Genomic DNA, 26,332 nt, shown 5'->3' on the forward strand with positions numbered 1-26,332 from the left:
GAAATCTCCTCGCCCGATCGCGCGGGATCAGAAAGTCTCTGTTATATGCCGGGACTTGGGAGTTCTTCCCTTTCGGTATCAGTTTCCTTCGACCGGGGGTAGGCCAACGTATAGTGGACCTCGAGCTTGTCCTCCGCCCTGTGAAGGCCAAGAACAAGCTTGTTGATTTCCACACTTTCCGCGGTGCGACGCCAATGCAACCGCTGGGCCTCTGCCCAGTTCGTGACGCGGTAGCGTTCGAACCACAAATCGGGCTCGTGGATGTCGCGTGACAGGCTCCAGCGGCTCGCGCCATCGCGCAGCCTCAGTCGGCGCTTCTTCTGCATCGCCTGAAGGAAAAGGGGAACGTCCCCCTCACGAATGCGATAATGTATTGTCGCAATGATGGGGCCGTCAAATGGGTCGAGCGCAAGTTTGGGTCGGGGTTCGATCTGGTGCGGCACGCCATCGTGCAGGGCGGCCCCGGGCTCCCCCACACGAAACCAGCGTCCGCCCAGCGCCGCGGCAATCATCAGTCCGGCAGAGGACAGCAGGGAAAATTCCAATCCTGGCGTAGCCGCCAATGTTCCCCACGTGAGGCTGCCCAGGGCATTGCCGCCGAATATGATGGATTGGTAGATCGCGGTGGTTCGGCTCAAAACCCAGCGTGGAGAGGAAACCTGAACCGCCGCATTCAGCGTCACCTGAACGAAGGTCCAGCAGATGCCACACAGAACGCCGCCAGCAACCGTCAGGAGAAGAAGGCGGCTGAGCGCGATGCATATCGCGCCCAGGGCGAACAATGTATAGCTTACGGCCAGAGCGGGCTCCAGCGCTAACATGCAACGGAAGCGCCCCAGGAGAAGCACGCCTGCCACTGCGCCGATGCCGAAGGCGCCCAGAAGCGCGCCAAAAACCTCGGGACCGCCGTTCAGAAAATCCCGTGCGACGAGCGGAAGCAGCGCCAATATAGCCACTGCCGCTATATTGAATGCGCACGCTCGCAGGGAAATGCGGACAAGTTGGGGCGAGAAGGCGAAGAATCTGGCGCCCGCGACCACGGCTCCCCTCAGCGTTTCAATGGGAACCTCGGAACCGGCGATCTTGCGCGGCCAGCCCCGGACGAAGGCGATTACGGTCAGATTGGCGAAGGCATTAGCCAGGAAGGCGACGAACACGCCAGCCAGGGAGACGATCGCACCGCCAATGGCCGGGCCGAAGCTCCGTGCGATGTTGAGGTTGCTGGCGTTGAGACCGATTGCCTGCGGCACTTCGCGTCTGGGGACCAGATCAAGCACCATCGACTGCCAGCCGGGATAATAGACGGCGCGTCCGCATCCGATCAGAAAAGTGCACAGCAGCAGCAGACCCGGCGTCAGCAGGCCCAGATGGGCACCTGCGGCCAAGGCGGAGGAGACGGCAACGAGAAAAGCCTGAGACCACAAGATGACGGTTCGCTGTCCCAGAATATCGGAAACAGCCCCCCCGGGAAGAGACAGGAGCATGACCGGCATCGCCACCGACGCTTGCACCAGCGCGATCATCTGAGCGGAGGCGCCGAGCGACAGCATGAGCCAGGAAGCGCCGACCAATTGTATTTGCCAGCCGAAATTGGCACTCATACCCGTCAGCCAGTAGATCAGGAACTTGCGGTGGCGAAACGCCCTCAACGGTCCGGAAAGCATCATTGCCCAGCTGCTTTGCATGACAGAAAAATTCTCTCGCCCGGCATCAAACCCCCAGCGTTCGTGCGAATTTCGTCACTGGCGGCGTTAGATATGCCTAAGCCGCTTGACAACAGCACAATCATAATTAATGTCATAATATGAGAATAGATAAGGATTGGTGCAGAGCAAGGATAAAACGCGTCTGACGCGCTATGGAAGCTCCATCGAACGAGGTTATGGCGCGCAAGGAATTCTCCTTCTGTTGCGCCGAGCGATATCAGGGAGAGATACTCAAGATGACAAAACTCACCGCTGAAATCGGCGAATTCCTCGCTGATATCCAGTATAGTAATATACCAGAGAGTGTTCTGCCGGTAATTCGCGATGCCTTCACCGACACCGTCGGGGTGGTGATGGCGGGCATTGATCAGCCTATTTCGGGCATTCTGCGCCGCACTCTTGTGGAACCGGCCGGGCGACAGGAGGCTCGAGCCTGCCTGTCCTCGCGTCAGGTCGCTGCGCCGGACGCCGCTTTGCTCGCTGGCGCGATCGCGCATGCTTTGGATTATGGTTGCCAAACCATGTCCGGCCATCCTGGCGGTGTGCTCGTCCCTGCGATTCTTGCCGAGGCTGAAGTTTTGGGTTCCACGGGCGAGGAAATGGTGACCGCCTTCCTGGCCGGATACGAAGTCTGGTGTGAAATCTGGCGCCGCAACAGAAATTATCACAAGGCCGGCTGGCACCCGACCGCCCTGCTGGGACCACTCGCTTCCGCAGCGGCCTGTTCGGTGCTTCGCAAGCTGCCAGCGCATAAGGCGCAGATGGCGATCGCGATCGCCGCGAGCCATTCAGGCGGCTTGTTTTCCAATTTCGGTTCGATGACCAAGGGCTATCATTCTGGCATGGCGTCGCGCAACGGCGTCGTCGCCGCTCGCCTGGCCGATGCGGGCATGACGGGTGGACCCGACGCCATCGAGAATATCCAGGGCTATCTCACCGCCTTCTCGTCCGGCGGCGAGCCGGATGTGGATTCGCCTTCGCAGCTGGGCAAGGAATGGTATCTTCCGCGCTTCAAGCTGCAGTTCAAGATGCATCCCTCCTGCTTCTTCATGCACCGCTCCTTTGAAGGAACGATGAAAATGCTCGAGGGGCGAAGGATCGATCCGCAGGAGGTCGAGTCGGTCGAAGTCACGATGGGACGCGGCCAGGTCACGGTCCTTGTCCATCATCAGCCGCAGAACCAGTATCAGGCACAGTTTAGCGGAGAGTTCGGCATCGCGGCGGCAGTGATCCTCGGGAAATTCGGCGTGCCGGAAATCGCCGACGACGTAGTCAGCCGGCCGGATATGCAGGCCTTCTATCCCAAGGTGAAACTCAATCCGGTGGATGAGTTTGACCCGCGCGATCCTGTATTCTCGCCAACGGAAAGCGTCGTCATGAAACTGAAGAATGGCGAGCTGATCGACAGCGGACCGATCGCCACGATTCCCGGCTACGCGGGCGAACCGCTGACGACCGAAGAGTTGTGGACGAAATTCGCGGAATGCACCGAGCAGACCCATAGCCCGGACGAAGCTTTGCAGCTGTTCGAGCTGCTCCAGCGGGTCGACACGCTCAAGGGCGCGTCTGACCTGCCGACCTGCAACAGAATTTTCCGCGATTAACCGCTGCCGACTACATCTGTGCCTCAGCGGCTAACATATCAATTCGACTGAAGGATGTCTCAAATGGAACAGAAAATGATCACTGTCTCCGCAGCGATCGCCAAGCTGCTGGAGCAGATGGGGACCGAATTTGCCTATGGCGTCAACGGCCATGGTAACTGGGGACTGCTCGACGCGCTGGTTCACGAAACCAACATCACCTGCATCGGCGCCAAGATGGAAGACCAGGCGGTCGAGCTGGCGGACGGCTACTGGCGCCTGAAGCGCGGCGCGCCGCTGCCGATCGTGACGACCAGCGTCGGGCCGGGCAACATGAATATCGTTCCCGCCGTGGCCACCGCCTTCTACGAATCGATCGGCATGCTGGTGCTGGCAGGCGTCGGCGCCACGCACTGGTTCGACCGCGGCGGCATCGAGGAAGCCTATCGCGACGGTCCCGAGGACTGGACGGCGGCGCTCAAGCCGATTTCTAAAAAGGCGTTCATGGCCACCCGGCCCGACACCTGCATCGACATGTTCCTGCGCGCCTATCAGACCGCGCTTTCGGGTCGCCCGGGTCCGGTCGTCATGGCGATCCCGTTCGACATTCAGCACGCGCTGATCCCTGATGATCTTCCCGATCCGCGTCCCTACATGCGCTTCCGTCCGCCGGCACCGGACCCGCAGGGCGTCCGCGAAGCGATCGAACTGCTCAAGAAGGCCGAGCGTCCGATGGTCGTGGTGGGCAGCGGCATCGCAAACAGCCGCGCCAATGACGCGCTGCAGAAGTTCGCCGAAGCGACCGGCACGCCCGTCGCCACGACATCGAGCGGCAAGGCGGCGATTTCGGAAAAGCACCGCCTTTCGCTCGGCTGCGTCGGACGCGCGGGAACCCTGCATGCCAACCATGCCGCGCGCCGTTCGGACCTAGTCATCGGCGTCGGCACCCACTTTACCGACATCGACACCGGCGGCTGGACGCTGTTCGACATTCCGAACAACGCCAAGCTGGTCCATATCGACATCGACACGTCGGAACTCGGCCGCGCCTATCCGACCGCTGTTGCCCTGACCTCGGACGCCCGTCTGGGCCTGGAAGCTTTGACCGAGGCTGCGGGTGCCGCCGGGATCACCGAGAAGTCGGCCTGGACCGATGAACTGGTCAAGGAGCGGGACGCCTTCAACGAAGCGGTCAAGCCGCTGCGCACGTCGGACATTTCCCCGCTGCACTATGCCCGCGTCTGCGAAGACGCGAGCCAGGTGATCGAGGAAAAATGCCCGGAGATGGCGGTGTTCTTCGACACCGGGCATATGCTCAGCTACGGGCCGCCCTTCGTGCGTGCGTCGTCGCGCAACGTCTATCACAGCGGGTTCCTCCATCGCATGGGCTGGAGTGCGTCCGCCGCGATCGGGGCCAGCATGGCGAGCGGCGGCAAGCCTGCCCTGGCCCTGATGGGCGACGGCGCCTTCATCATGCGCTCGACCGTGATGATCACCGCGGTCGAGCAGAAGCTGCCCGTCGTCGTCGTCGTATTCGACAACCGCTCGCTTCAGGTCGAGCGCGAGGCGATGCTTAAAATCTACGGCCGCGAATCGCTGTGCGATTTCCGCAAGGTCGGCGAGGAGGAGCTTTGGGGCCCTGACTTCGTGATGATGGCGAAGGGCATGGGTTGCGAGGCGATCCGCGTCGAGAAGGCCGATGAGTTCAAGCCGGCGTTTGAACAGGCTTTCGCCAGCGGCCAGCCGACCGTGATCAGCGTGGCGACGGAGATCGAGACGCCGCAATATCGTTCGGCCTGGTATCCCTATCCGAAGAACTATCATGACACCTGGAAGCCGGGGCCGGTCCCGGGTTCTGAAGGAAATCACGGCTTTGTCATGCCGACCTTCACAAAGACTGAATCGTAAGGACCATAGATGAGCGTGCTTCAGCTTCAGGACCCGCAGCTTCTTCGGAACCTGGCCTTTGTTGACGGTAAATGGGTGGGCGCCGATAGCGGCGCCACCCTGGACGTCATCAATCCAGCAACGGGTGAAAGCGTCGGAACCGTGCCCGACATGGGTGCGTCGGAGGCCAGACGCGCTATCGCTGCGGCAGAGGTGGCCCTGGTTCAGTGGCGAGAGACGCTTGCCAAGGACCGGGGGCGCCTGCTGCGGCGTTGGTTTGACCTGATTATCGAAAATACCGACGATCTGGCTCGCATTCTGACCGCGGAGCAGGGCAAGCCCCTGGCCGAGGCAAAAAGTGAGATCGTCACGGGCGCGGCGTTCATCGAATGGTTCGCCGAAGAGGCGCGCCGGACTTATGGCGACACTATTCCGACGCCAGCGCCCGACCGCCGCATTGTCGTCATAAAGCAGCCGATAGGCGTCTGTGCGGCCATCGCGCCGTGGAATTTTCCCAGTACGATCATCACCCGCAAGGTGGCGGCCGCTCTTGCCGCCGGTTGCACCATGGTCGTGCGGCCCGCCAGCACGACGCCCTTTTCGGCGCTGGCGCTGGCAGAACTTGCCGATCGTGCGGGCATTCCCAAGGGCGTCTTCAGCGTCGTGGTCGGGGATCCGATCGCGATCGGCGGCGAATTCACGTCCAACCCAGTGGTGCGAAAGCTGTCCTTCACCGGGTCGACCCAGGTGGGCAAGCTGTTGATGCAGCAATGCGCCGGTACCATCAAAAAGGTGGCTCTCGAATTGGGGGGGAACGCGCCCTTCATCGTGTTCGATGACGCCGACGTGGATGCGGCAGTCGCCGGAGTCATGGGGTCGAAGTTCAGGAATGCGGGCCAGGCCTGTGTGGGCACGAACCGGATCTATGTCCAGAACGGCGTCTATGATGCATTCGTCGGCAAGCTGTTGCAGGAAGTGGCGAAGCTGAAGGTCGGGAATGGCGCCGATCCCGACATCAACTTCGGCCCGGTCCACGATCTCAAGGGCGTGCAGAAGACCGAGGAACATATTGCCGACGCGGTAGCAAAGGGCGCCAAACTGCTCGCGGGCGGCAAGCGCCATGCACTTGGCCGCTCCTTCTTCGAACCGACGGTGATCGGGGAGGCCAACGCGACCATGAAGGTCGCGCGCGAGGAAACGTTTGGGCCGCTCGCCTCGGTATTCCGCTTCAGCGAGGAAGATGAACTCATCGCTGCCGCCAACGACACCGAATATGGCCTGGCGTCCTATTTCTACAGCCGCGACATCGGCCGCATCTGGCGGGTCGCGGAGGCTCTGGAAACGGGCATGGTCGGCGTGAACATCGGCCTGATGGCCAATGAGGCCGTGCCGTTCGGCGGGATCAAGGAGTCGGGCATCGGCCGCGAAGGCTCCTACCAGGGGATCGAGGAGTATCTGGAGGTCAAATATATCTGCATGGCGGGCCTCTAGCTGGGGAGCCGGATTAGGCGCCACTTTGCCTGTGACGGATCGATACACACGGACGCAGTCGACGGACAGAGGTGGCGTTCTCCCTAAGGAACAGTTCCATCCTTGGTTTTCGGGTAGCGGCATTCGGATCAATTAAAAGGAACCACCATGAATCGCTTTGACAACAAGACGATCGTCGTCACAGGCGCAGGCAGCGGAATTGGCGCTGCGACGGTGGAGCGCCTGCTTCACGAAGGCGCGTTCGTCGTGGCGGTGGACAATCGCGCTGAAGCGCTCGAAGGCCTGCTCTCCAGGATAGAATCAAAGGATCGGGTGCGCACTGCGGTTGCCGACATCGCCGATGCGCAGCATGCGCAGCATTTTTTCGACAAAATCGTGCGGGAACTCGGCGTTGTCGACGGATTGGTCAACAGTGCGGGGATTCGTGGCGTGGGAACGGTACTGGATACACCGGCTGAAAAGCTGCGCCGAGTACTGGCGGTCAATCTAGAAGGCACTTGCAATATGTGCCGCAGTTTCGCCGCCGCCGCTCAGTCGGCAGGGAATGGGGGGGCCATCGTCAATATCAGCTCGTCGGCCGGGTTGCGCGGCAATCCCAACAGGCTGTCTTATGCCGCGTCCAAATGGGGTGTCACCGGTATCACCGCCACCATGGGGATCGAGCTTGCGCCGCTGGGCATTCGCGTTAACGCGGTGGCGCCCGGCATGACACGCACGCCAATGACCTCGCCCATGTTCCAGGACGAGGCCAATGTCTCCAAGATCCGCGCGTCTCACCCGCTCGGTCGGGAGGGCCGTCCAGACGAGATAGCCGGGCCGATCGCTTTCCTTCTGTCGGAAGACGCCAGCTTTATCACGGGCGCCACGCTGGCGGTGGACGGCGGTTACACAGCGGGTGTCCCTTCCTTCTGAGGTCCAGGCCAGCCCGGTAGGACCATAGGTCTGCAGCGTCCGGTTGGCTTACGAATATCGAAATGTGGGGGGCGCATGCGCGACGCTATGGCCGGGCAGGAATCTGATGACGGCAGGTGAGTTGGTCCAGGGCCACGCGCCACGCTATTTCGACCTCCCGGATCATTCGCTCCGGGCCGCACTCTCGACCGAGATGCACGGTCGTAAATTGCCGGCGATCCATGCGCCGGCTCGACTCATGCAGGTCGTGGTTCAGATCGATGAACAGGACGCGGCCAGGGAGCTCGAGCGGCTTCGGACGCTTTTCCCCTCAATTTCGCACACGGCGGAAAAGCGTTTCCATCGCGACATGGTGGAAGACGTTCATCTGATCTGGGAGCGCCACACCGAATTCTCGAGCTACATGTTTATCCTTGAGCGCGAATTCGATCGTCCGTTCGACGCCGATATATTCGATGTGTTGCCACCCGACTGGTTCGCGCAACTCCCTGGCCACGTGCTGCGGGCCACCCAGATCGCGGTATTGTGCTATGATGATCCAGAAATCGTCGAACAGTGGTTCCGTGCCGATGACCTGGTCCATTGCAGGGCGCTCTCTTCGAAAATCCGTTTCTGGTCGGATTTTCGATTGAACCCCGATGGATTTGGGCGCCTGCTCGTGGTGAACGACGCAGCCTCCCCGGGGGAACTGGCACTTGCGCTGCAACGGGTGCAGGAATTGGGCAATTACCGCAATCTGGCACTGCTGGGTCTACCGGTCGCACAGCGTCTGGCCCGGCGGATCAATGCGTTGGAACTTACACTGGCCGCCACTACGCAGCAAATCGCGGAATCCGTCCAGACAGATGCGAAGTCACTCGCCGAATTGTCGGACCTGAGCGCCGAAGTGGCGCGCATCAGAGGCGAATCCCAATACCGCATGAGCGCTACCCGCGCCTATGCACAGATGGTCGACGATCGGTTGCGCGCTCTCCAAGCAACCAAGATCGACGGGTTTGAATCCTTGACCGATTTTACTGAGCGCAGGCTTCTGCCGGCGGCACGCACCTGCCTCAGTTTCACGAGCCGGCTCGACACGCTCGCGCAAAGTGCGGCATGGACTAGCGACCTACTACGGACACGGATCGACACGGAACTGGCGACGCAGAACCGTGATCTTTTGCGTTCGATGGATAGAAGGACCGCGCTGCAATTACGCCTGCAGCGCACGGTCGAAGGCATCTCGGTAGTGGCGATCACCTACTATGCCTGCAATTTGCTGGGTTATTTCATCAGAGGCTTTGAGCGTTTCGTCCACCTCGATCACGACCTTGTTCTTTCCATCTTTTTGCCTGTCGTAGCGTGCTGCGTATGGCTAGGTATAAGGTCCATGCATAATCGACTGCGGTAATCCGGAACGCTTTCGATCGAGGCCTGCTGCATTCCAACATTCGGCGACGCGCTGATGATTAACCCGGACGCGCTCGGCAGGCGCGGGTCGGCAGATCATGTTCGATTGACAGTCTGTAGTATTCCCGCAATGATGGATTTTTACTGTAAGTGTCGGTGGATGAGGTTCATTGGTGGCTAATAAAGTTGGTAAACTTAGTAAAAGCGGACATATTGAAGCCGAGCCTGCCGTCGAGATCGATCGTGACGCCTCCAGCAGCCTGGCCAAGGCGCTCAGCATTCTGGACCTGTTCAGCGAAAACAAACCAATTTGGACTACCAATGAAATCCTCGATGCCTTGGGAGCAACCCGCTCGACCGGCTACCGCTATATCCGGGCGCTGACATCGGCAGGGCTACTTGGCGCAGTCGGCAACGGCTATTATGTGCTAGGTTCGCGCATCATCGAACTGGATCTATTGATCAGGAACACCGATCCGCTGCTGAAGGCGTCGGAAGGTATCCTTGGCGAGCTTGTCAAAGCCACCACGCACTCCGCTCTGCTGTGCATGCTGTTCCAAAACTCGTTGGTCTGCATCGCCGATTGCCAGACCCAATTCAGCCCGAAGACCATATTCGCGCGCGGACAGCGCAGACCGCTGTTTAAGGGCGCCGTCTCGAGAGTCGTTTTAGCGAACCTGCCTAATCATAGGCTTCGGAGCATTTTCGCGCGTCGCCAAGATGCAATACTAGAAGCCAGGCTCGGAGACTCCTGGGAGGAGTTTAACGAGGCAATGAGCAAGATCCGGTCCGAAGGCTTCGTCAAGTCGATCGGCGAGTTCAACCCAGGCATTGTCGGCATCGCGGCCCCGGTGTTTAATGGCGAGGACGCGATCATCGGTTCGGTAGGGGTTTCCTGGGAAGAAGAGGAGATCGAGGATATCGACATCAACCGGACCGTGTTGCTGGTCAAACGCGCCGCCAGGGAAATTTCGCAGCGGATGGCCAAGAGCGATTCAGAGTTGATCCTGCCGCCGCGTGCCGTTGGCTAGGCTGCACTGAAAAATGGGCGGCTATTTTCTTAAAAGGCAGATAGTGACCCCGTTCAGCGACCGCGCGCCAGCTGACGATGGATCGATTGCCAGCGCGAGGCAGCGACATTTTTTTGCGGTTTGGGCCGCTGCCGGCACCTTTCACCTCCGAACTGCGTCGATAATCCCGCGCGTTGCCTCCGCGGCTTGCTGCGCCCGCACGAGAATCGGCAAGCCTGCCCGGGTAATGTCAGGCACTTCGACTCCGATGGGAATCTCGCGCGGCAGCGCGCTCAGCATGTCCTCCAGAGGCAATCCGCCTTTCCCCGGCAGTAGGCGGCCGAACCGCGCCTCTCTGGGGAGATCGTCGGGAGCAGCAGCGGGCGCATCGCAGACCTGGAAACAGGAAATCAGACTGGGATCGACGCGCGCTAGTTCGTCGGGCGTGCCGCCGGAACGATGGAAATGCAGCGCATCGACACAGATAGTCAAATTGGGGCGCTCCACCCTCTTCACCATCTCCAAAGCGGCACGCAACGTACCGATGCTGCGATATTTCATGAATTCAAGCGACGGCGATGGACCGTATTGCGCGGCCAAATCGCACAGTCTGCCAAGATTACGCGCTGTGGCTTCCAGATAGCCGGGCGTCCAGTCACCATGCGGCTCCCCGGTGATTGCAATCGAGCGGGCGCCGATCTCGCCCGCATAGCACAGCAACGGCTCCCACGCGTCGACGTCCGTCTCCGGAGAGATGCGGACGACTTCCACATCAAGCACCTTGATGCCGGTTTCCGATAGGCGTTGTGCAATCGTGGCCCGTAGCGGCGCGTCAGCCATGATGTCCGGGTCCGTCGCCAATGTGGCCGTCACCCGTAGCCCGATCGCATCATAGTTCGCCTGAATCGCTGCATCAATCTGTTCGAGCGGTGAGCAAGGAAGAACGGTCAGTGGGCACAAGGAAAACATGCATCTCTCCCAAAGCATTTCAGTCATGGCTTAGCTGCCTGAGCGGCAGAACATAACCGAGGCTCTAAAAAAATCCACATTGATCTCACACTGTGAGATAATTCATATTCTTTTGCGGGGCAGGCCGGTGGGCTCGCCCAGATAAATCAGTTAGCCTTAAGGACGCTGGGGCCGAAGCGGGGAGGGAGGTGCGCTTCCTCGCTTCCTGCACACCGTTCTGCGCGTCGAGGCTGCATATCTGCTAGGAATAGCGGAACGATCCCCGTGTCAGAGCCTCGACAGCTGCAGCCACGTTCGTTCCTTCCGGCAGAATCCCCGCCAACTGCCGCCGCAGCTCCAATGTGAAGGGTCGCAGAAGATCACCGCATTTGCCGGCGAGCTTCCGACCAGTGATGGTCGATCCCAGAACGACACCTTCTCGACGCCCGGATAGAGCGCCAGACATTCGCTGACCTCGCGCTCGGCGGGAAGAACGTTCACCGCGCCTTAGGGCAGTCTGGCGTCGGCCGCATTTCGGCCAGCATGTAGGCATCGAGCGGCGGTTCCGGCGCGGGTTTCAGAACGACGGTGCAGCCGCTGAGCAGCGCCATACTCCTTTTCGCTATTATCGCCATCAAAGGTGCCTTCCAGGGCACGATCATCGCCTGATTCCCTTAGAACTGCGATGCACTATTGCATTCCAGTGCTGGGCCGGCGAATTTTTGTCCAACGATAACTGCTGGCGATGTCGGCATGCGTTTCGAGCGTTCGCACCGGGAAGCGGACTGGATCGTTCTCGACCGGGTGAACGAGCTATTCATCTCCACCCCCAGAGTTCCCGCAGTCCGACGCACCGTCAGCGGCGAGAGAAAGTCGATCAGTCGCCAGCATTCTTCTTGAAAGCCTCGATTTCCTCTACGGCGGCGGGCAGCGCGGTGCTCATTCCATGGAGGTTCGAAACACCTACGATCTGCAGCGCTTCTAATATCTCTTCCTCAGTCGCTCCGGCCTTTAGCGCAGCTCGTGTCTGTGCTCGAACTCCGAACTCATGGAACTGGAAAGCATTCAGGCAGGTCATGATGATGTATTTAAACTTTCGCGGCAAAGTATCGCGGTGGAACAACGGGTGCATCACAGTATCATGAAGGCGCTCCAGGAAATCAGGATCGCGCTCAGCCATGATTTTGGTCCATCCGCGAGCCATGCCACGCTCACGCTCTACCCTCTCTAGGATTTGTTTCGTTCTGTTGGGGTCGACGGCCATTCCAATTATCCTCTGAAATTGTGGTGATCAAGAATATCCTGATATATGGGACGGCTGTCAATCTCGAGGATTGGAGCGGCCAGAGCATACGCCATGAGCAAGCGATTGCCGAAAGAACCATGATTACGGCGCCGAGTTATTCGAGTTGAATCAAGTCCCAGAATATGACAATAGTTTCCCAGAGGTGTGCGGCGTCCGTAGGTCGAACGGTACCGTCACCTAACCGCTCACCAAACAGGAATAGGAAGCCCATCGTGAATTTAGAAAGTAAGAGGCAGTTCGAGGCGCTGTTCGCACCGAAAAGCATCGCACTGATTGGCGCATCCAGCGACTCGAAAAAGCATACCTCGCGGCCTCAGCGCTCTCTTCGCAAGCAAGGTTACGAAGGCAGGATATTCCCCATCAACCCGAACCGCGCGGAGGTCGGGGGCGATGTCGCTTATCCGTCGCTACTTGATGTGCCCGCAGCGGTTGACCATGCCTTCATCATGGTTCCCCGGGATGCGGTTCCAGCAGCGATCGAACAATGCGTCGCCAAGAATGTCCCTGTGGCAACGATCTGCACCGACGGTTTTGCCGAAACAGGGGACGAGGGCCTAGCGATCCAGCAGCAGATCCTGGCCACTGCGCGCGCAGGCGGCCTCCGCCTGCTGGGCCCCAATTGCAGCGGCATATATAGCAGCACGCCGTCTTGCGCCTTGTCGATCAATGCGTCGGTCGAGCTGCTGGACGTCCGCCCGGGACCGCTGGCAATCGTCTCGCAGTCTGGGAGCATGACCGGCGGCCTGATGTCTCGTGGATTGGGTCGTGGCGTCGGTTTTTCCCGCATCGTTTCGATAGGTAACGAATGCGATCTGTCGGTGGGTGAAATCACCGACTGGCTAGTCGATGACCCGGAAACAGGAGCGATCCTCCTATTCTTGGAGACGTTCAGAAAGGCGCCCGACCTGGCGCGTGCGGCACGACGTGCAATCGAGGCGGGCAAGCAGATCATCGCCTACAAGCTGGGGCGCTCCGATCTGGGGCGCGACCTTGCAGCATCCCACACAGGCGCCATGGCGGGTGGGGACGAGGTCGCGAATGCCTTCTTCCGCGCGAACGGCATACTGCGTGCCGATTGCTTGGAGACATTGTTCGAACTTCCGCTGCTGCTGGCCAACCGGCGTCCTTCAGCGCAGCATCGCGTGGCCGTGATGACCACGACCGGCGGCGGCGGCGCGCTGGTAGCTGATCGGCTCGGTACGCTGGGCGTCAACATCGTCGCGCCAACAGACAAGGTGGTTGAGAATTTGGCCAAAAAGAATATCAGTATCTCCAAGAGCCGGCTTACTGACCTAACGCTCACCGGCACCAAGGCGGAAGTTTACGGAGCGGTCGCGAGTGAATTGCTCGCATCGGATCATTGCGACCTTGTCCTGGCCGTCGCGGGCAGTTCCGCGCAATTCCAGCCGGAAATTACCGTCGGATCACTGGTCCAGGCCGACAAGCACGGCAAGCCGCTGGCTGTGTTCATCGCGCCCGATGCGCAGGTTGGCCTGCAACAGCTGGCCGACGCCGGCATCGCCGGGTTCCGCACGCCGGAAACCTGCGCGGATGCAGTCAGTTCCTGGGCCAACTGGGCCATGCCGCAGGAGCAGCCCAAGGCTGATCCCGCTACGATCGAAGCGGTGGAAGGCGCAATCAGCGCTCTTGCCGGCCGTCAGCCCAACGAATTCGATGCGGGCCTGATCTTCGGCGCGATCGGCATTCAGACCGCGCCGGCCAGCATCATCCGGGAACCGGGGGAGCGGGTCGATCTCCAGTTTCCAGTGGTGGCGAAGATCCTGTCACCGGACATCCCGCACAAGACCGATGCAGGTGGGGTCGTGCTGGGTATCAAGGGTCAGGACGCCCTTGCCGAAGCGGCAACGCAGATATTGAGCCGCGTCGGCGCCGGTCATCCCGGCGCGGCAATCGATGGCATATTGGTGCAGCAGATGGAGCGCGGCAGCCTGGCGGAGGCGATTTTGGGATTTCGCAACGACCCGGAGGTGGGCCCGATCGTGGTGCTCGGCATCGGCGGCATCCTTGCCGAAGTTTACAAGGACGCGGCAATCCGCCTCGCCCCCACTACGTCAAAGGAAGCGCGCTCGATGATTGAGGAGGTGCGGGGGCTGGCGGTGATCCGCGGCTATCGTGGGCTGCCTGCCGGTGATTGCGATGCCCTTGCCGACGCGATCGTGTCGATGTCTCGGCTCGCGGAGATCCAAGGTATCGCCGAGGCCGAGATCAACCCGCTGTTCGTTAAACCGGCCGGTCAGGGTGTGGTCGCGGTCGACGGGTTGGTCATACTCGACAGGGACTGACTTGCCTGGGCTTCATGAAATGAGAGGAATGCCAAAATGGATTTGGGTTTGACCGGCAAGACAGCCATTGTAACCGGAGCCGGCAGCGGCATCGGGGCCGGCATCGCGGCGCGTTTCTGTGCGGAGGGCGCGAATGTCGTGGTCGCCGACGTCAATCTGGAAGCGGCCGAAGCACAGGCGCAAAAACTTCGCGAAGCTGGTTACAACGCACTCGCGGTCGGCGTGAACGTGATCGACGAGGCCGCCGTCAATGCGATGGTTGAAAAGGCTGTTGCGGAGTTCGGGCGGATTCACATCCTGGTGAACAATGCGGGCCTTGCGCGCGATATGCGGATCACCAAGATGACCACGAATGACTGGGACATCGTCCTCGACGTGATCCTCAAGGGCTCCTTCTATTGCACGCGCGCGGTCGTTCCGCATCTGGTGGAACAGAAATGGGGCCGGATCGTGAACATCTCATCGCGCGCGCATCTGGGCAATCCTGGGCAGGCAAATTATTCCGCCGCGAAGGCGGGCATCATCGGCTTCACCCGGGCGATGTCGCTTGAGCTTGGCCGGCATTTCGTCACCGTGAATGCGGTAGCCCCCGGAATCATTGAAACGCCGCTGGTGAACTCTCTGCCCCATTGGGACAAGGTTCGCGAAAATGCGGAGAAGACCACGCCGGTTCCGCGCATCGGCCAACCGGCGGACATAGCCGACGCCGTCGTGTTCCTGGCGTCCGAAAACGCCGGCTACATCAGCGGCGACGTGCTGCACGTTACCGGCGGCCGGTACTGATAGAGGATAATGAGTATGACCGAAGCTTATATCATCGGCGCCGGAATGACGCCGCTTGGGAAGCACTGGAACGAGAGCGTCAAACAGCTCTCCGGACGGGCGATCGACGCTGCGCTGGCCGACGCCGGCATCGGCCTGGATTCCATCGAGGGCGCATGGTTCTGCAACACGCGACTCGGCGTGCTGGAGGGTCAGCATAATATTCGCGGCCAAACGGTCCTGCGCGCCTATGGTTTCGAGAATATCCCCATCTTCAACACCGACAATGCGTGCGCCAGTTCCAGTTCCGGCCTGGCGCAGGCCTGGGCCGCGGTCCGTTCCGGCATCCATGACGTCGTGCTGGTCGTGGGCGCCGAGAAGATGAACTTCAGCGACCGGGACGAGCAGATGTTCGAGGCTTTCAAGGGAAGCTGGGACCGTGATCTCGCCGACCAGCAGATGGAAGCTCTGCTGGCCTTGGGCGAAGATATGACGTTGCCCGAAAAGGCGCTCAACCAGGCCGGTCAGCGCTCCGTCTTCATGGACATCTACGCCGCGATGGCGCGATACCATATGTATCGGTTCGGCACCACCGAACAGCAGATTGCCGAGGTTGCCGCGAAGAACCACTGGCATTCGCAGTGGAATGAATATGCCCAGTACCGCACGCCGATGACGGCGGAAGAGGTTCTGGCCGACAAGCTTATTTCCTATCCGATGACGCGCGCCATGTGCGCGCCGATGAGCGACGGTGCCGCCGCACTCGTCATCGCCTCCGAGCGTGCGATGAACCGTTTCGACCGGACGCGGGCGGTTGGCATTCGCGGCGTGGCCGTGAGCAGCGGCAGCAACCGCAAGCCCGAGGAGCTGGACAAGCACCTCACCAGGACCGCCGCCAATCGCGCCTATGAACTGGCCGGGCTGGGGCCGGACGATGTTTCGGTTGCCGAGCTGCATGACGCCACCGCCTTTGCCGAAATCATGCAGAGCGAGCATTGCGGTTTTGCGGCCTATGGAGAGGGCGGGCCGCTGGCGGAAAGCGGTGCGACGCGTCTTGGCGGCAGGCTTCCCATCAACGTGTCGGGTGGGCTCCTATCCAAGGGGCATCCGATCGGCGCGACCGGGGCCATCCAGGTCAACGAGATCGTCACGCAGCTGCGCGGCGAAGCCGGCGCACGGCAGGTCGAAGGCGCCCGGATAGGCCTGTGCGAGAATGGCGGCGGCTTTTACGGCTTCGAGGAGGCAGCCTGCGTGGTTTCCCTGTTCGAGGCACCCGGCAGGAACTGAGCATGGCTATCGACCGGGAAAGACTCCTGGCCTATCGGGTCGAGGACGTTCGGCAGGAATATAGCGCGCGCGACACGGCCTTCTACGCTCTGTCCGTGGGTATGGGCCACGATCCGCTCGACGAACGCCGCCTGGCGTTCGTCGACCCGAACAAGGGCGCGGAACAGCAGGTCCTGCCGTCCATGGCGCTGGTGCTGGGCTATCCGGGCTTCTGGCTGGTCCGGCCAGAAACGACGATCGATCCAAGCCGGATATTGCATGGAACGCAGGCCGTCGAATGGCATAATCCGCTTCCGCCCAGCGGCGCTGTGATCGGCCGTACCAGCCTTATCCAATTGATCGACCGTGGAGAAGGAAAGCATGGCTTCGCCGTCTCCAAACGCGAAATCGTGGATGCCGTAACGGCGACATTATACGCCACGCTGACGCAGGTTCACGTCCTGCGCGGGCAGGGCGGTTTCGGGGGAGAGGACGCACCCCTGGCGCCGTCCCAGAAGCTGCCGGACGAGCCGCCCTCCTGCCAGGTCGATGTTCCGACGCAGGCCGACCAGGCGCTGTTTTACCGGCTGAACGGCGACCTTTTCGGACTCCATGCCGATCCTGAACTGGCGCGGCGTTCCGGTTTTCCCAAACCCATCCTTCATGGAATGTGCGTTGCGGGAATCGTCACCCAAAGCCTGATGAAAACACTGGTGGGGGACGACCCCGTGCGATTGAAAGCCATCGAGATGCGCTTCTCTGCACCGCTTTTCCCCGGCGAAACGGTGCGGGTAGAGATATGGCCCGACGGCTCTTTCCGCGCGCTCAGCGTGGAGCGGAACTTGGTCGTACTCGACAATGGAAGGGTCAGCTGGACTTGATGAACGCCGCTGGCTCTGTCGATAGTCGGTGAGCCAAGGTCCGCGCGTTTTTCCAAGCGATCGGATTCCCTTGTCGGAAAATCCGTTGGTTGGGTCGATCCCAACACGCCTATGTCTCGGCGTGCCTCGAAAATAATCGAGTATGATTGCCGCCACTGCGGCAGCGGTTGCCTTGCCCACCGCGCCAGCATGAGGCAGGGCGGGTAGGGACGATCCTCGCGATGACAGCAAAACAAAGCTACGCGTCAGCTGAGGATCGTCCTTTACAAGGTCACGAAAACGAACTGAGTGTCACCAGCCGATTTTCAGCAGCATGCCGCCTTCAACAGGCAGCGTCACGCCAGTGATGAACTTCGCCTCATCCGAGGCGAGGAACAGCGCAGCGTTGGCAATGTCCCAAGCCGATCCTCCCTGCCGGCGCAGCGGAACCTTGCTGTTTCGTTCCGCGATCAGATCTTCCCGCGACCGTCCGGTGGTGCGCATGCGCGTATCGATCGACATTGAGGTCTGCATCAATCCGGGCAGGATGGCGTTGGCCCGAACCCCGAATTCAGCATTGTGCATGGCGAACAATTGCATAAAGGCGATCATGCCGGCCTTGCTGGTCCGATAGGCGACGAGCGGCGTGAAGGTTTCGATGGCCGACATTGAGGACACGAAGTTCACCGCGCCGGAACCTTGGGCACGCATGATGGGCGCCACGAATTTCGCCGCCATGATCGCGCCGCGCAAATTGATGTCATTCACGCGATCAAATGTCTCGTCCGTTATTTCGTCAAGGTTCTGGGGGCCGCCCATGATGCTCACCCCGACATTATAGTGGAGAATGTCAATGCGTCCCCACCTGTCGTAAGCATCTTGGATCGCGGCACGCAAAGTTTCGGTGTCCGCGGCATCTGCCTTGAGGGCGTGCGCATCGACGCCTTCACCCATCATCTTGACGGTTTCGCGCGCGGAGTCTTCATTTAGATCTACTGCCAGCACCGCTGCACCTTCTTGCGCGAAGCGGATCGTAGTTGCCCGTCCATTGCCCATTTCTTCTCCTGGGCTCTGGCCTGCTCCAATGACAACGGCGACTTTTCCTTTTAGCCGATCCACCACCTTCAGTCCTCCTCATTTATAAAATGTGCCACAAAGATCAACGGACGATCCTTGCATATAATCTAAAGGCGGATCGAACTTTTGTCACGCGACTATTAAATATTCCTGCATGTTGACATTATTTGCCGTCGCTTGTAGGGATCGATGATTGTTTTTGCGACGGCTGCCCTCTAGCGGCCCTAAATGCATGCGATGCCCCGAAGTTTGACGCATGAAATCCTCTGTTACCCGGCTGCTTTTGACCTTAGGGAACATCGAATAGGAGAGGTTATGTAAGTGGCGAGGATAGCAGTAATAACCGGCGGCACCTCCGGTTTGGGGAAGCGCGTGATTGAACGCCTTCTCGATGATGATTGGCATGTCTGGTCGCTAAGCCGTAGCGAAAAACGCCTGGAAGAGCAGCAGGCGGCTTTGAACGCCGGTGACCGTCTCCGTTATGCCCCATGTGATGTCGGCGATCATGAAAGCGTGTCTAACGTATTCGCGCTGATCCGTAGCCAGACTAACCAAATAGACGCGTTGATTTGTTCTGCCGGGATCAATATTCAAGGCTCACTGGAAGATATGACGCCTCAACAGGCCAATGATCTGATCGGAACCAACTTGCTGGGTCCATGGCTATGTGTACGGGAAGCGCTGCCCTTGCTACGTGAAAATGCCGATGTCTCAAATCCGAAACGCGTGGTGATTATCGGGTCCATCGGGGGCATGCGTCCGAAAGTGGGTGCGGGCATCTATTCGGCGACGAAGGCGGCCGCCCACATTCTTTCCCAGGTTTTTGCGGTAGAACTCGCTTCGTCGGGGATAGTTGTGAACGTGGTGGCGCCGGGCAGCACGAACACGCCGATGCTGGCAGAAGCACAGCAGGCGGTCGGAAATTCGGCCTATAGACCGTCTGGCGCTTCGCCCTTGGGCCGGATTGCGGAACCCGACGACATCGTTGATGTTGTCCAGTTCTTCCTGAGCGATGCGGCCAAATTCGTGAACGGCGCAATATTACCTGTCGATGGCGGTACGCGAGCGGCATATATGAAGACATGAGTCGCGGCGTTCGAATCCTCCACGGTCGGCAGATTGCTGGTGCACCTGGCAACTCTTTGTAAAGAAGTGGAACAGATAAGTGGCGCGACTCCCCTATCTTCCCGCAAGCCTGGACGAGCCAAGGGACATCGTCGATGAGGTCAGGGCCCGGCGAGGTGGCTCGCTGAATCGTATCGACCGTTTGCTGCTCTACAGTCCGCAATTCGCCTCAGCGTGGAATGCCTACGCCAGGACGATCCGGACCCGGCTTTCCTTGCCGCCGCTGCTTAGGGAATTGGCGATAGTCGCCGTGTCTGCGCTGATGGGGACGGAGCATGAGATCAATGTTCATGGTCCGCATTTTCTCACGGCAGGCGGTTCGCAGGAACAACTGGATGCGTTGCGTGACGTCGACGGGGCTGCCGCCAATGGCGATCTGTTTGACGAAACCGAACGCGCGGCTCTGGCAGTCTGTCTGGAGATGACGCGGGCGATTCAGGTCGAGGACGCCACCTTTGCAAAGCTTCTCGCCGCCCTTGGGAGCCCTCAAAATGTTCTCGAACTCATAGGAGTTGTCGCCACCTATAATATGACCAACCGAGTCCTTATAGCCCTCGACTTCGAGCCCGAAAGCAAGGTTGCGCCATCAACGTCGCCGGTGAGCGGGCCGAACGATCGCAAATAGTAACGGTCTCGCACTCTGGTAACGATCGATAGGAAAATGCCCCGGTGATCACGATGAGCGGGAAATGGCTGGCCCCCACGTGTGTGATCAGCATCCAGGAACAAGGATTAACTGTCCCATCGATGCAGCGCCGGCAGGTGGCCACCTATGTTATCCTTGGCCTTCTTGTAATCGCCGGTGAAGGAAGGCCGTTGATAGATGTATTTATCGTTTGTGCCTTAGTTGACAGCGGCACGGACGGCCGGACTACCGCTCACCGGTACGTTTAGCACCCGGTGGCGCGGCGAGAGCGCCATTTTCCGTCGGTAAATTCTCCCGATCAAAACCAAAATGCCGTGGTTCGTGATACTTGGATGTGCCCGCAGTCGCAATGCAACAACATTGCGTTCTATAGTTTGATCGAATCTCTTCTAGAACCGCCTGCAATAACGGTATCCACCGACAAGCTGCTGATCGTATTGACTGTCGCCAGCATTGACGCCGGCTTTGCCGGCTCAGGAGGTCGATGCGTATCCCGCCTCGATGATTGAACTGAGAGACTAAAAGGTCTGAGTTCTCATTTGCGCCCTGAATCGCTGATATTTCGCCGTCGGAACTCGCTTGTTCGTAGCGGCGACCCTCTTGAAGAGGGCTGCAGCCAGGCACATCGTGAGGTTGGCAGCAGGGGTCCTCCTTGGCCCAAGATGGAAGGCTGACTGTAACGGCATTCCACAAACACCGATCTGGTCTGATTATTGACTTAGACCTCAACGCCTTCGCCTGAAGCCAAAAACTCCGCGCGGCCCGAGAAGCGGCGGACAGGACGGGTCTTGCCATCCCAGCTTCGCGCAATCTTTTCCATCCTGCCAAAATAGGCCGCGCGCTGTTCGGTGAGCGGCACCAGTTCGACAATCCCACCCATCACACAGGGCGACTCATAGTAGGCTCCGCTGCGCCTGCCATCAGTAAGCACGGCGTATATTTCCTTGAAGCCCTGTTCCTCGAAATGACCGCGGGCCAACTCGAAATCGTCGGGCCAAAATCCGATATGATGTAAGCCCTCTCGACCACTGTCGAGAAATTCCCGAAAGGGGGAAGGTTCGTCATCGAGCGGCTGAATTATCTCGATCTGGACATCGCCTATATAGGCAAACGCCAGGGATATGTCTGCGTAGGTTTGCGTACCGCGATACAGAATAGTACGGCCATCGCGCGATCGGTCGAAAACGACGAAAGGGCCTACCTTCATGACATCGAGCCAGTGCTCGAGGGCAGCGTCCATGTCGCGGACGACATAAGCCATCTGAATGCGCTTACCCAGATAGTTTAAAGCAGGAGTGGGATCAGGAAGATTCACAGCCATTTCCTCCAGTTTCATCGCAAACGCACGCGGCGCGAGATTGTGGGCCAGCCTGTCGACAAAAGGACAATATACGGAAGGATTGGCTTCAACAACAAGCCTTTTGGGCCTAATACTGGATAGATGCTACTGTCGCTACTAATGTCTTGCCGGCCGGTGAGAGCCGCGTGTCAGCTGGCGGGTCTTACGAATAACAATGATGGCACGCACTGCCGTCCGAGGCGGCCTCTCTAGCTTTTTAGCCTATCTCTAAACATTCGAACCGCGAAACTCAACGACATCGATCCGAACGATAGGATTGGCTTGTTCTCGGACGTCTCAATCGCACAGAGCCGTTGGTCAAATGCTGTGCCGCTTCGTATGTCAGATAGCCCGCAGCATAATATCCTTGATGGATACCCTTGCGAAGTCTGGAAATGGCTACGGCGACGCCGTCATGATCGAAAGCGCAGACCTCCTCGACAGGATTGCCGAATAAAAACGCACATTCATTTATGCCGTCGTCGAAAAGGACCATTGAAGCTCATGTGATTTAAGGTACGGCCTGAAATTTATTGAAGATGTTTAATGCGCTAAATTCCAGGACATGGTGCCCTAACAAATCTGCAATCTTCAATGGATTAAATTCCTCTATGTGATTAGATGTTGTATAAGTACTTTATAAAAGATGAAGATTTTCCGCTAGGAGGTTAAACATGATACATGATGAATATTCTCATATAGCGCAGCTAGGTTATCTGTACGGGAGAGGAGCCGATAACAGAGGGGAATTTGGACATAAATTTTTTGATAAATCTCTCTTGGATGACGTGGAAGTTGTATATGATTTTGGGCGGTGGCGTGGTCTAGCTGAACATAAGAAGAGGATTGCAAATCTCCAAGCTGCTTTCACATTCACCCACCACGCTGTCACATCTCCCTTGATCGACATTGTTGGGGACGAGGCGATGAGCGAATACAAGGTTGTCGCTGGGCATGGCGTGCTGGTCGATGGGCGGACGCACGTCGTCTGGGGTGGTGCTATCTATCGTCAACATTGTTTGCGCACAGAAGCGGGTTGGCGCGTTCGCCAACATATCTGCGAAAATAGCTGGGTCGATGATCCCGCCGGTCTGATGGCTCGCGCAATGGAGGCTCTTAGTCAGAACTGACTTAACGATCGTCGGGCAGCAAATGGTGACGTAGCGGCCATTGGACGAAAGGCGCGTTCTGCTTCTCTCCGGTGTCGTCAGGCGTTATCGAAATGAGGTTGAGATGTGGGTGCAGCCGATCTGCTGCACCCGCATTTTCTTCAGATGTAGGACGGCAGCGTATTGACGTCGATCTTGCGGTTGTCAGGCTTATAGGGCGCCGGCGCAACTGTAGCGCGGATCAGTTTCTGCGGCCCGGTCGACGGTCCCCAAAGTACTTCCACTTCAGTTCCGGGCGTGCTCAAGAGCGGGTCAATGACACAGAGAGAAAGCATCTGCCGGAAATGATAGCTATAGCATCTCGATGTAGCCGTACCAACGAGGACGCCGTCCTTGAGCACCTTGTCCGCCCACATAGCGCCAAGCAGATTACGCGGCATTTCCATAAATTCATAAGGCGTTTCGGAGCGATACAATGATGCTTGCACGTCAGCGACGTCTTCAGAATTCCACACCAGGGTGACCATAGCTCCGGTAGGGGCAGCCACTTCCTTTTCGAGGGCGGCTCGCCCCAAGAAATCATGTGTGAACTTGATGTTCTTGGACCATCCCATCTCGACCGGGGAGCGGTAATAATCGCTGATATCGGAGGATTCCAAGCTGCCGGCCGGCTTGAGGATCTTCAGGAATAGAGGCGCGACGTCCTGCATGATCTGGTGGAATTCGCGCTCCTCCTCGGTGAAGAGGGCGGGTATATAGTCAACCGTGGGGGTCGGGAAGCAGGCTTCCACATGGTTGACCATTTTCGTTCGGCCGCCCAGGCGACGAATGCCCCATTTTTCGCCTACCTCAAGGAGTCGATTGTAGATCGCCACGCCGTGGTCGGAGCGGCCATGCAGCTCATATCCAAGTTCGCCCGCCATGCCCTGACGGAGAATGTCGAAGGACATACCGTCGATCTCGGCTCTCCTGAACCGCATGAAGCCCACGTCTCGGATGGACGAGCCGATTGCCTCTTCGAGAACGAACAGAGCGTGGGGCCCCTGAACCTGGAAGATAAACTGATTCTCGCTGATGAGTTCTGCGGTGGCGTCGTAAGTTCCCTTCTGGAACTGATAGTGCATCCAGGGAATGCCGGGTCCACTGGTGAACAGGAATTCTTCGTCCGCTTGGCGCATCAGAACGCCCTCGCCCATCAGCTTCCCGGCGCGGTTGCACATAATGATGTGCTTGGCCTGCCCGATGTCGAATTTATGGTAGCCGTTGACTGTGATGTCCGAGAAGAAACGGATCGCATCGGGCCCCTTGATCTTCAGCTTGAACAGGGGGGACCAATCTCCAATGAAGCAGCTCTTCTTCCAGGACATGCTCTCGTCGATCCAGCCGCTATATTCATGCGGCTCGAAACCCATGCCAAACCGCGTGTACGTCACGGCCATCGGGTCGAACGGTACTTCTGGAATGTGTGGCAGCGATAAGGGCGTTGCGGCAGTTTTCATGAAAAGTCCTCTCAAAAGGTCTTTGCTATTCTGGAAAGACCACGGTTTTGGCACCATTCGTTATGACGCGATCGAGAAGATGATAACGCACAGCGCGGGCGAGGACCCGGCGCTCAATGTCGCGCCCCTTGCGCACCAGATCATCCGGCGTATCCCGATGCGAGATCCGCTCCACATCCTGCTCGATGATGGGGCCCTCATCAAGGTCGGACGTCACATAATGCGCCGTCGCGCCGATAAGCTTGACCCCACGCTCATGTGCCTGATGATAGGGTTTGGCGCCCTTGAAACCAGGCAAGAAGCTGTGATGGATGTTGATGCAGCGGCCACTGAGCTTGGCTGAAAGATCGTCTGAAAGGACTTGCATATATCGGGCGAGAACGACGAGATCGGCCTGCGTTTCCTGCACGATCCGCCAGATTTCAGCTTCCTGAGCCGCTTTCGTCTCTTTTGTAATGGGAAGATGATGAAAGTCGAGATCGTCGAAACGCAATCGGCGATAATTTTCGACGGCGTGATTGGAAATCACGCCCACGACGTCCATCGCCAGTTCGCCGTCGCGCCAACGATAGAGAAGATCGCCTAGGCAGTGATCGAATTTGGAAACGAGGATAAGCACCTTTTGCCGCTCTTGGGTAGAGCGCATTGTCCATTCCATCGCGAAGGATATGGCCACTTCGGAAAACTGATCTCGGGTGGCGGAAAGTTCCGCGCTGTCGAGGCCTTCGAAAGCGAATCGGGCAAAGAAGCGGCCGGTCTCGCTGTCATCGAATTGATTCGCTTCCACGACATTGCAGCCGCGCTCGAACAGGAATTTCGATATTGCCGCCACGATTCCAGGTCGGTTGGGGCATGAAAGCTTCAGGATGATGCCTGGCTGGCTCACCTTGTTTCTCCTATCCTCTCAATAGATGTTCAGCCATCTTGGCCGGACAAGTATGGTTCAGATAGATGGTCGCATGCAACAAGTCCATAGGGGGATTCGACGAAAAACGCTATTGGCAAGACTTTCCATTCGCTCTACCTATCCGTACATGTGATCGGGCGGCCATTCTGAGAATGGCACTCGATCGAGAGGGTGGCGGAGGCGTCGTTCGGCTGGCTTGCCGCGTCCGCCCACATTTTTGTCATTCCCAGGGGACGCCTCCTGCTGGGCAGCGCATGCGAAGGTTGAAGCGGGTATGGAAAAGGCAGCAGGATTTGTTGGGCTCGGTAATATGGGCGATCCATTTTGCCATCACCTCAAGGATGCAGGTTATGAACTCCATATCTGCGAGTTGCGGCCGGACGTCGCCGCGCGCTGGGCACAGGAGGGTGCAACGGTTTACGGCTCGGCCAGGGCTCTGGCCGACGCGGTGGAGACTGTATTTCTGAGCCTGCCGACGCCCGACATCGTCGAAACGGTGGCGATCGGGCCTGAGGGGCTCATCGAAGGTGGTCGCATAAAGCGGGTCATCGACCTGTCCACGACCGGCCCGGACGTTGCGAAGAGCGTTGCTGCGGCCCTGGCTGGGAAAGGGGTCGCCTTTGTCGATGCGCCGGTAAGCGGCGGAGTCGCCGGTGCACGTGCGGGCAACGTTGCAATCATGCTGGCCTGCGATGACGAGCAGCGAAGCGCTGTCGAAGCCATGCTCGAGACCTTCGGCCGGATCTATCATGTAGGACAGGCACCAGGGTTGGGGCAGATCACGAAGGTTCTCAATAATCTTCTATCTGCCGGTTCGCTTGTCCTGGCGGGCGAGGTTGCCGCGCTGGGGGCCAAGGCGGGCCTTCACCCCAAGGTCATGATCGATGTCTTCAACGCGGGCAGTGGCAGGAGCAGCGCTACGCTCGACAAATATGTAAAAGCGATCCTGCCGGGGACGTTTACGACAGGATTTACGAACCGGTTGATGTACAAGGATGTATCTCTGTGCCTTGCTCTGGCTGAGAAGATGGGGCTGGAAATGCCGGCGTCCGCGGCGGTGAGGGATGAATGGCTCGCTGCGATGAACGAGGTTGGTGCCGATGAGGACTTCAGCAAGATCGTGCTGATGCGCGAGCGGGCGGCTGGCGTCGAGGTTCGGGATTTGGCCCAGGGCTGATTAAGGGCCGGCAACTCTGCGGAGACGGAT

22 protein-coding genes are annotated in these 26,332 nt (G+C 58.9%); 14 read left to right on the forward strand and 8 right to left on the reverse strand.

Features of this window, described 5'->3' with window-relative positions; genetic code table 11:
- Nucleotides 1-41: 41 nt before the first annotated feature.
- Nucleotides 42-1,667, reverse strand: a complete 1,626-nt coding sequence (locus tag EP837_RS18535; RefSeq protein WP_197486437.1) for an MFS transporter — start codon at nucleotides 1,665-1,667, stop codon at nucleotides 42-44.
- A 275-nt stretch (nucleotides 1,668-1,942) separates the two neighbouring features.
- Between EP837_RS18535 and EP837_RS18540 the strand changes: the two genes are divergently transcribed.
- The 6 genes from EP837_RS18540 to EP837_RS18565 all read left to right on the forward strand — a co-directional run bounded on the left by EP837_RS18540 (nucleotide 1,943) and on the right by EP837_RS18565 (nucleotide 9,999).
- Nucleotides 1,943-3,310 (forward strand): MmgE/PrpD family protein, encoded by a 1,368-nt coding sequence (locus tag EP837_RS18540; RefSeq protein ID WP_197486438.1) that lies wholly within the window; start codon nucleotides 1,943-1,945, stop codon nucleotides 3,308-3,310.
- A gap of 63 nt (nucleotides 3,311-3,373) precedes the next feature.
- Nucleotides 3,374-5,197, forward strand: coding sequence for a thiamine pyrophosphate-binding protein (locus EP837_RS18545; protein ID WP_066532013.1), 1,824 nt, complete (start codon nucleotides 3,374-3,376; stop codon nucleotides 5,195-5,197).
- A gap of 15 nt (nucleotides 5,198-5,212) precedes the next feature.
- Nucleotides 5,213-6,667, forward strand: coding sequence for an NAD-dependent succinate-semialdehyde dehydrogenase (locus EP837_RS18550; RefSeq protein ID WP_066532348.1), 1,455 nt, complete (start codon nucleotides 5,213-5,215; stop codon nucleotides 6,665-6,667).
- Nucleotides 6,668-6,814: 147 nt separating this feature from the next.
- Nucleotides 6,815-7,579, forward strand: a complete 765-nt coding sequence (locus EP837_RS18555) for an SDR family NAD(P)-dependent oxidoreductase (RefSeq protein WP_066532014.1) — start codon at nucleotides 6,815-6,817, stop codon at nucleotides 7,577-7,579.
- Between the two features lie 106 nt (nucleotides 7,580-7,685).
- Nucleotides 7,686-8,969: a DUF3422 family protein gene (locus tag EP837_RS18560; protein ID WP_066532015.1), complete on the forward strand. Its 1,284-nt coding sequence runs from the start codon at nucleotides 7,686-7,688 to the stop codon at nucleotides 8,967-8,969.
- Between the two features lie 172 nt (nucleotides 8,970-9,141).
- Nucleotides 9,142-9,999 carry an IclR family transcriptional regulator gene (locus EP837_RS18565; RefSeq protein WP_197486439.1) on the forward strand — a complete coding sequence of 286 codons (858 nt, stop codon included), beginning with the start codon at nucleotides 9,142-9,144 and terminating at the stop codon, nucleotides 9,997-9,999.
- 141 nt (nucleotides 10,000-10,140) lie between these two features.
- Here the strand turns inward: EP837_RS18565 and EP837_RS18570 are convergent, their stop codons facing one another.
- The 3 genes from EP837_RS18570 to EP837_RS18580 all read right to left on the reverse strand — a co-directional run bounded on the left by EP837_RS18570 (nucleotide 10,141) and on the right by EP837_RS18580 (nucleotide 12,190).
- Nucleotides 10,141-10,947 (reverse strand): sugar phosphate isomerase/epimerase family protein, encoded by an 807-nt coding sequence (locus EP837_RS18570; RefSeq protein ID WP_066532024.1) that lies wholly within the window; start codon nucleotides 10,945-10,947, stop codon nucleotides 10,141-10,143.
- Nucleotides 10,948-11,423: 476 nt separating this feature from the next.
- Nucleotides 11,424-11,588 carry an aldehyde dehydrogenase family protein gene (locus EP837_RS21685; protein WP_225870686.1) on the reverse strand — a complete coding sequence of 55 codons (165 nt, stop codon included), beginning with the start codon at nucleotides 11,586-11,588 and terminating at the stop codon, nucleotides 11,424-11,426.
- 215 nt (nucleotides 11,589-11,803) lie between these two features.
- Entirely contained in the window at nucleotides 11,804-12,190 is a 387-nt protein-coding gene (locus tag EP837_RS18580) for a carboxymuconolactone decarboxylase family protein (RefSeq protein ID WP_082919845.1), read from the reverse strand.
- A 254-nt stretch (nucleotides 12,191-12,444) separates the two neighbouring features.
- Here EP837_RS18580 and EP837_RS18585 point away from each other — a divergent pair, with 254 nt between their 5' ends.
- The 4 genes from EP837_RS18585 to EP837_RS18600 are packed head-to-tail and all read left to right on the forward strand — an operon-like array spanning nucleotide 12,445 to nucleotide 17,444.
- Nucleotides 12,445-14,535, forward strand: coding sequence for an acetate--CoA ligase family protein (locus EP837_RS18585; RefSeq protein ID WP_225870687.1), 2,091 nt, complete (start codon nucleotides 12,445-12,447; stop codon nucleotides 14,533-14,535).
- A 36-nt stretch (nucleotides 14,536-14,571) separates the two neighbouring features.
- On the forward strand, nucleotides 14,572-15,318 hold the full coding sequence (gene fabG, locus EP837_RS18590; protein WP_066532028.1) for a 3-oxoacyl-ACP reductase FabG: 747 nt from the start codon (nucleotides 14,572-14,574) through the stop codon (nucleotides 15,316-15,318).
- A gap of 15 nt (nucleotides 15,319-15,333) precedes the next feature.
- Nucleotides 15,334-16,584 carry a thiolase family protein gene (locus EP837_RS18595; protein ID WP_066532030.1) on the forward strand — a complete coding sequence of 417 codons (1,251 nt, stop codon included), beginning with the start codon at nucleotides 15,334-15,336 and terminating at the stop codon, nucleotides 16,582-16,584.
- A gap of 2 nt (nucleotides 16,585-16,586) precedes the next feature.
- On the forward strand, nucleotides 16,587-17,444 hold the full coding sequence (locus EP837_RS18600; protein WP_066532031.1) for a MaoC/PaaZ C-terminal domain-containing protein: 858 nt from the start codon (nucleotides 16,587-16,589) through the stop codon (nucleotides 17,442-17,444).
- Nucleotides 17,445-17,735: 291 nt separating this feature from the next.
- Here EP837_RS18600 and EP837_RS18605 read toward each other — a convergent pair whose 3' ends face one another.
- Complete coding sequence (locus EP837_RS18605) at nucleotides 17,736-18,479, reverse strand: SDR family NAD(P)-dependent oxidoreductase (RefSeq protein ID WP_066532032.1); 744 nt, start codon at nucleotides 18,477-18,479, stop codon at nucleotides 17,736-17,738.
- A 342-nt stretch (nucleotides 18,480-18,821) separates the two neighbouring features.
- On the opposite strand from EP837_RS18605, the gene EP837_RS18610 reads away from it, so the two are divergent.
- Nucleotides 18,822-19,586: an SDR family NAD(P)-dependent oxidoreductase gene (locus EP837_RS18610; RefSeq protein WP_082919847.1), complete on the forward strand. Its 765-nt coding sequence runs from the start codon at nucleotides 18,822-18,824 to the stop codon at nucleotides 19,584-19,586.
- A gap of 79 nt (nucleotides 19,587-19,665) precedes the next feature.
- Complete coding sequence (locus tag EP837_RS18615) at nucleotides 19,666-20,250, forward strand: carboxymuconolactone decarboxylase family protein (RefSeq protein ID WP_066532035.1); 585 nt, start codon at nucleotides 19,666-19,668, stop codon at nucleotides 20,248-20,250.
- A gap of 739 nt (nucleotides 20,251-20,989) precedes the next feature.
- On the opposite strand, the gene EP837_RS18620 is transcribed toward EP837_RS18615, so the two are convergent.
- Entirely contained in the window at nucleotides 20,990-21,607 is a 618-nt protein-coding gene (locus tag EP837_RS18620; protein WP_082919848.1) for a VOC family protein, read from the reverse strand.
- Between the two features lie 677 nt (nucleotides 21,608-22,284).
- Between EP837_RS18620 and EP837_RS20755 the strand changes: the two genes are divergently transcribed.
- The gene (locus EP837_RS20755) at nucleotides 22,285-22,740 is read left to right on the forward strand and encodes a nuclear transport factor 2 family protein (protein WP_082919849.1); all 456 of its coding nucleotides are present in this window, start codon (nucleotides 22,285-22,287) and stop codon (nucleotides 22,738-22,740) included.
- 140 nt (nucleotides 22,741-22,880) lie between these two features.
- Here EP837_RS20755 and EP837_RS18630 read toward each other — a convergent pair whose 3' ends face one another.
- Both EP837_RS18630 and purU read right to left on the reverse strand, forming a co-directional pair.
- Entirely contained in the window at nucleotides 22,881-24,218 is a 1,338-nt protein-coding gene (locus EP837_RS18630) for a hypothetical protein (RefSeq protein WP_225870688.1), read from the reverse strand.
- Between the two features lie 25 nt (nucleotides 24,219-24,243).
- Nucleotides 24,244-25,104, reverse strand: a complete 861-nt coding sequence (gene purU, locus EP837_RS18635; protein ID WP_443019162.1) for a formyltetrahydrofolate deformylase — start codon at nucleotides 25,102-25,104, stop codon at nucleotides 24,244-24,246.
- A 295-nt stretch (nucleotides 25,105-25,399) separates the two neighbouring features.
- On the opposite strand from purU, the gene EP837_RS18640 reads away from it, so the two are divergent.
- Nucleotides 25,400-26,302, forward strand: a complete 903-nt coding sequence (locus tag EP837_RS18640; protein ID WP_066532041.1) for an NAD(P)-dependent oxidoreductase — start codon at nucleotides 25,400-25,402, stop codon at nucleotides 26,300-26,302.
- Nucleotides 26,303-26,332 lie beyond the last annotated feature (30 nt).

The organism is Sphingobium sp. EP60837, from assembly GCF_001658005.1.
Taxonomy (GTDB): Bacteria; Pseudomonadota; Alphaproteobacteria; order Sphingomonadales; family Sphingomonadaceae; genus Sphingobium; species Sphingobium tyrosinilyticum.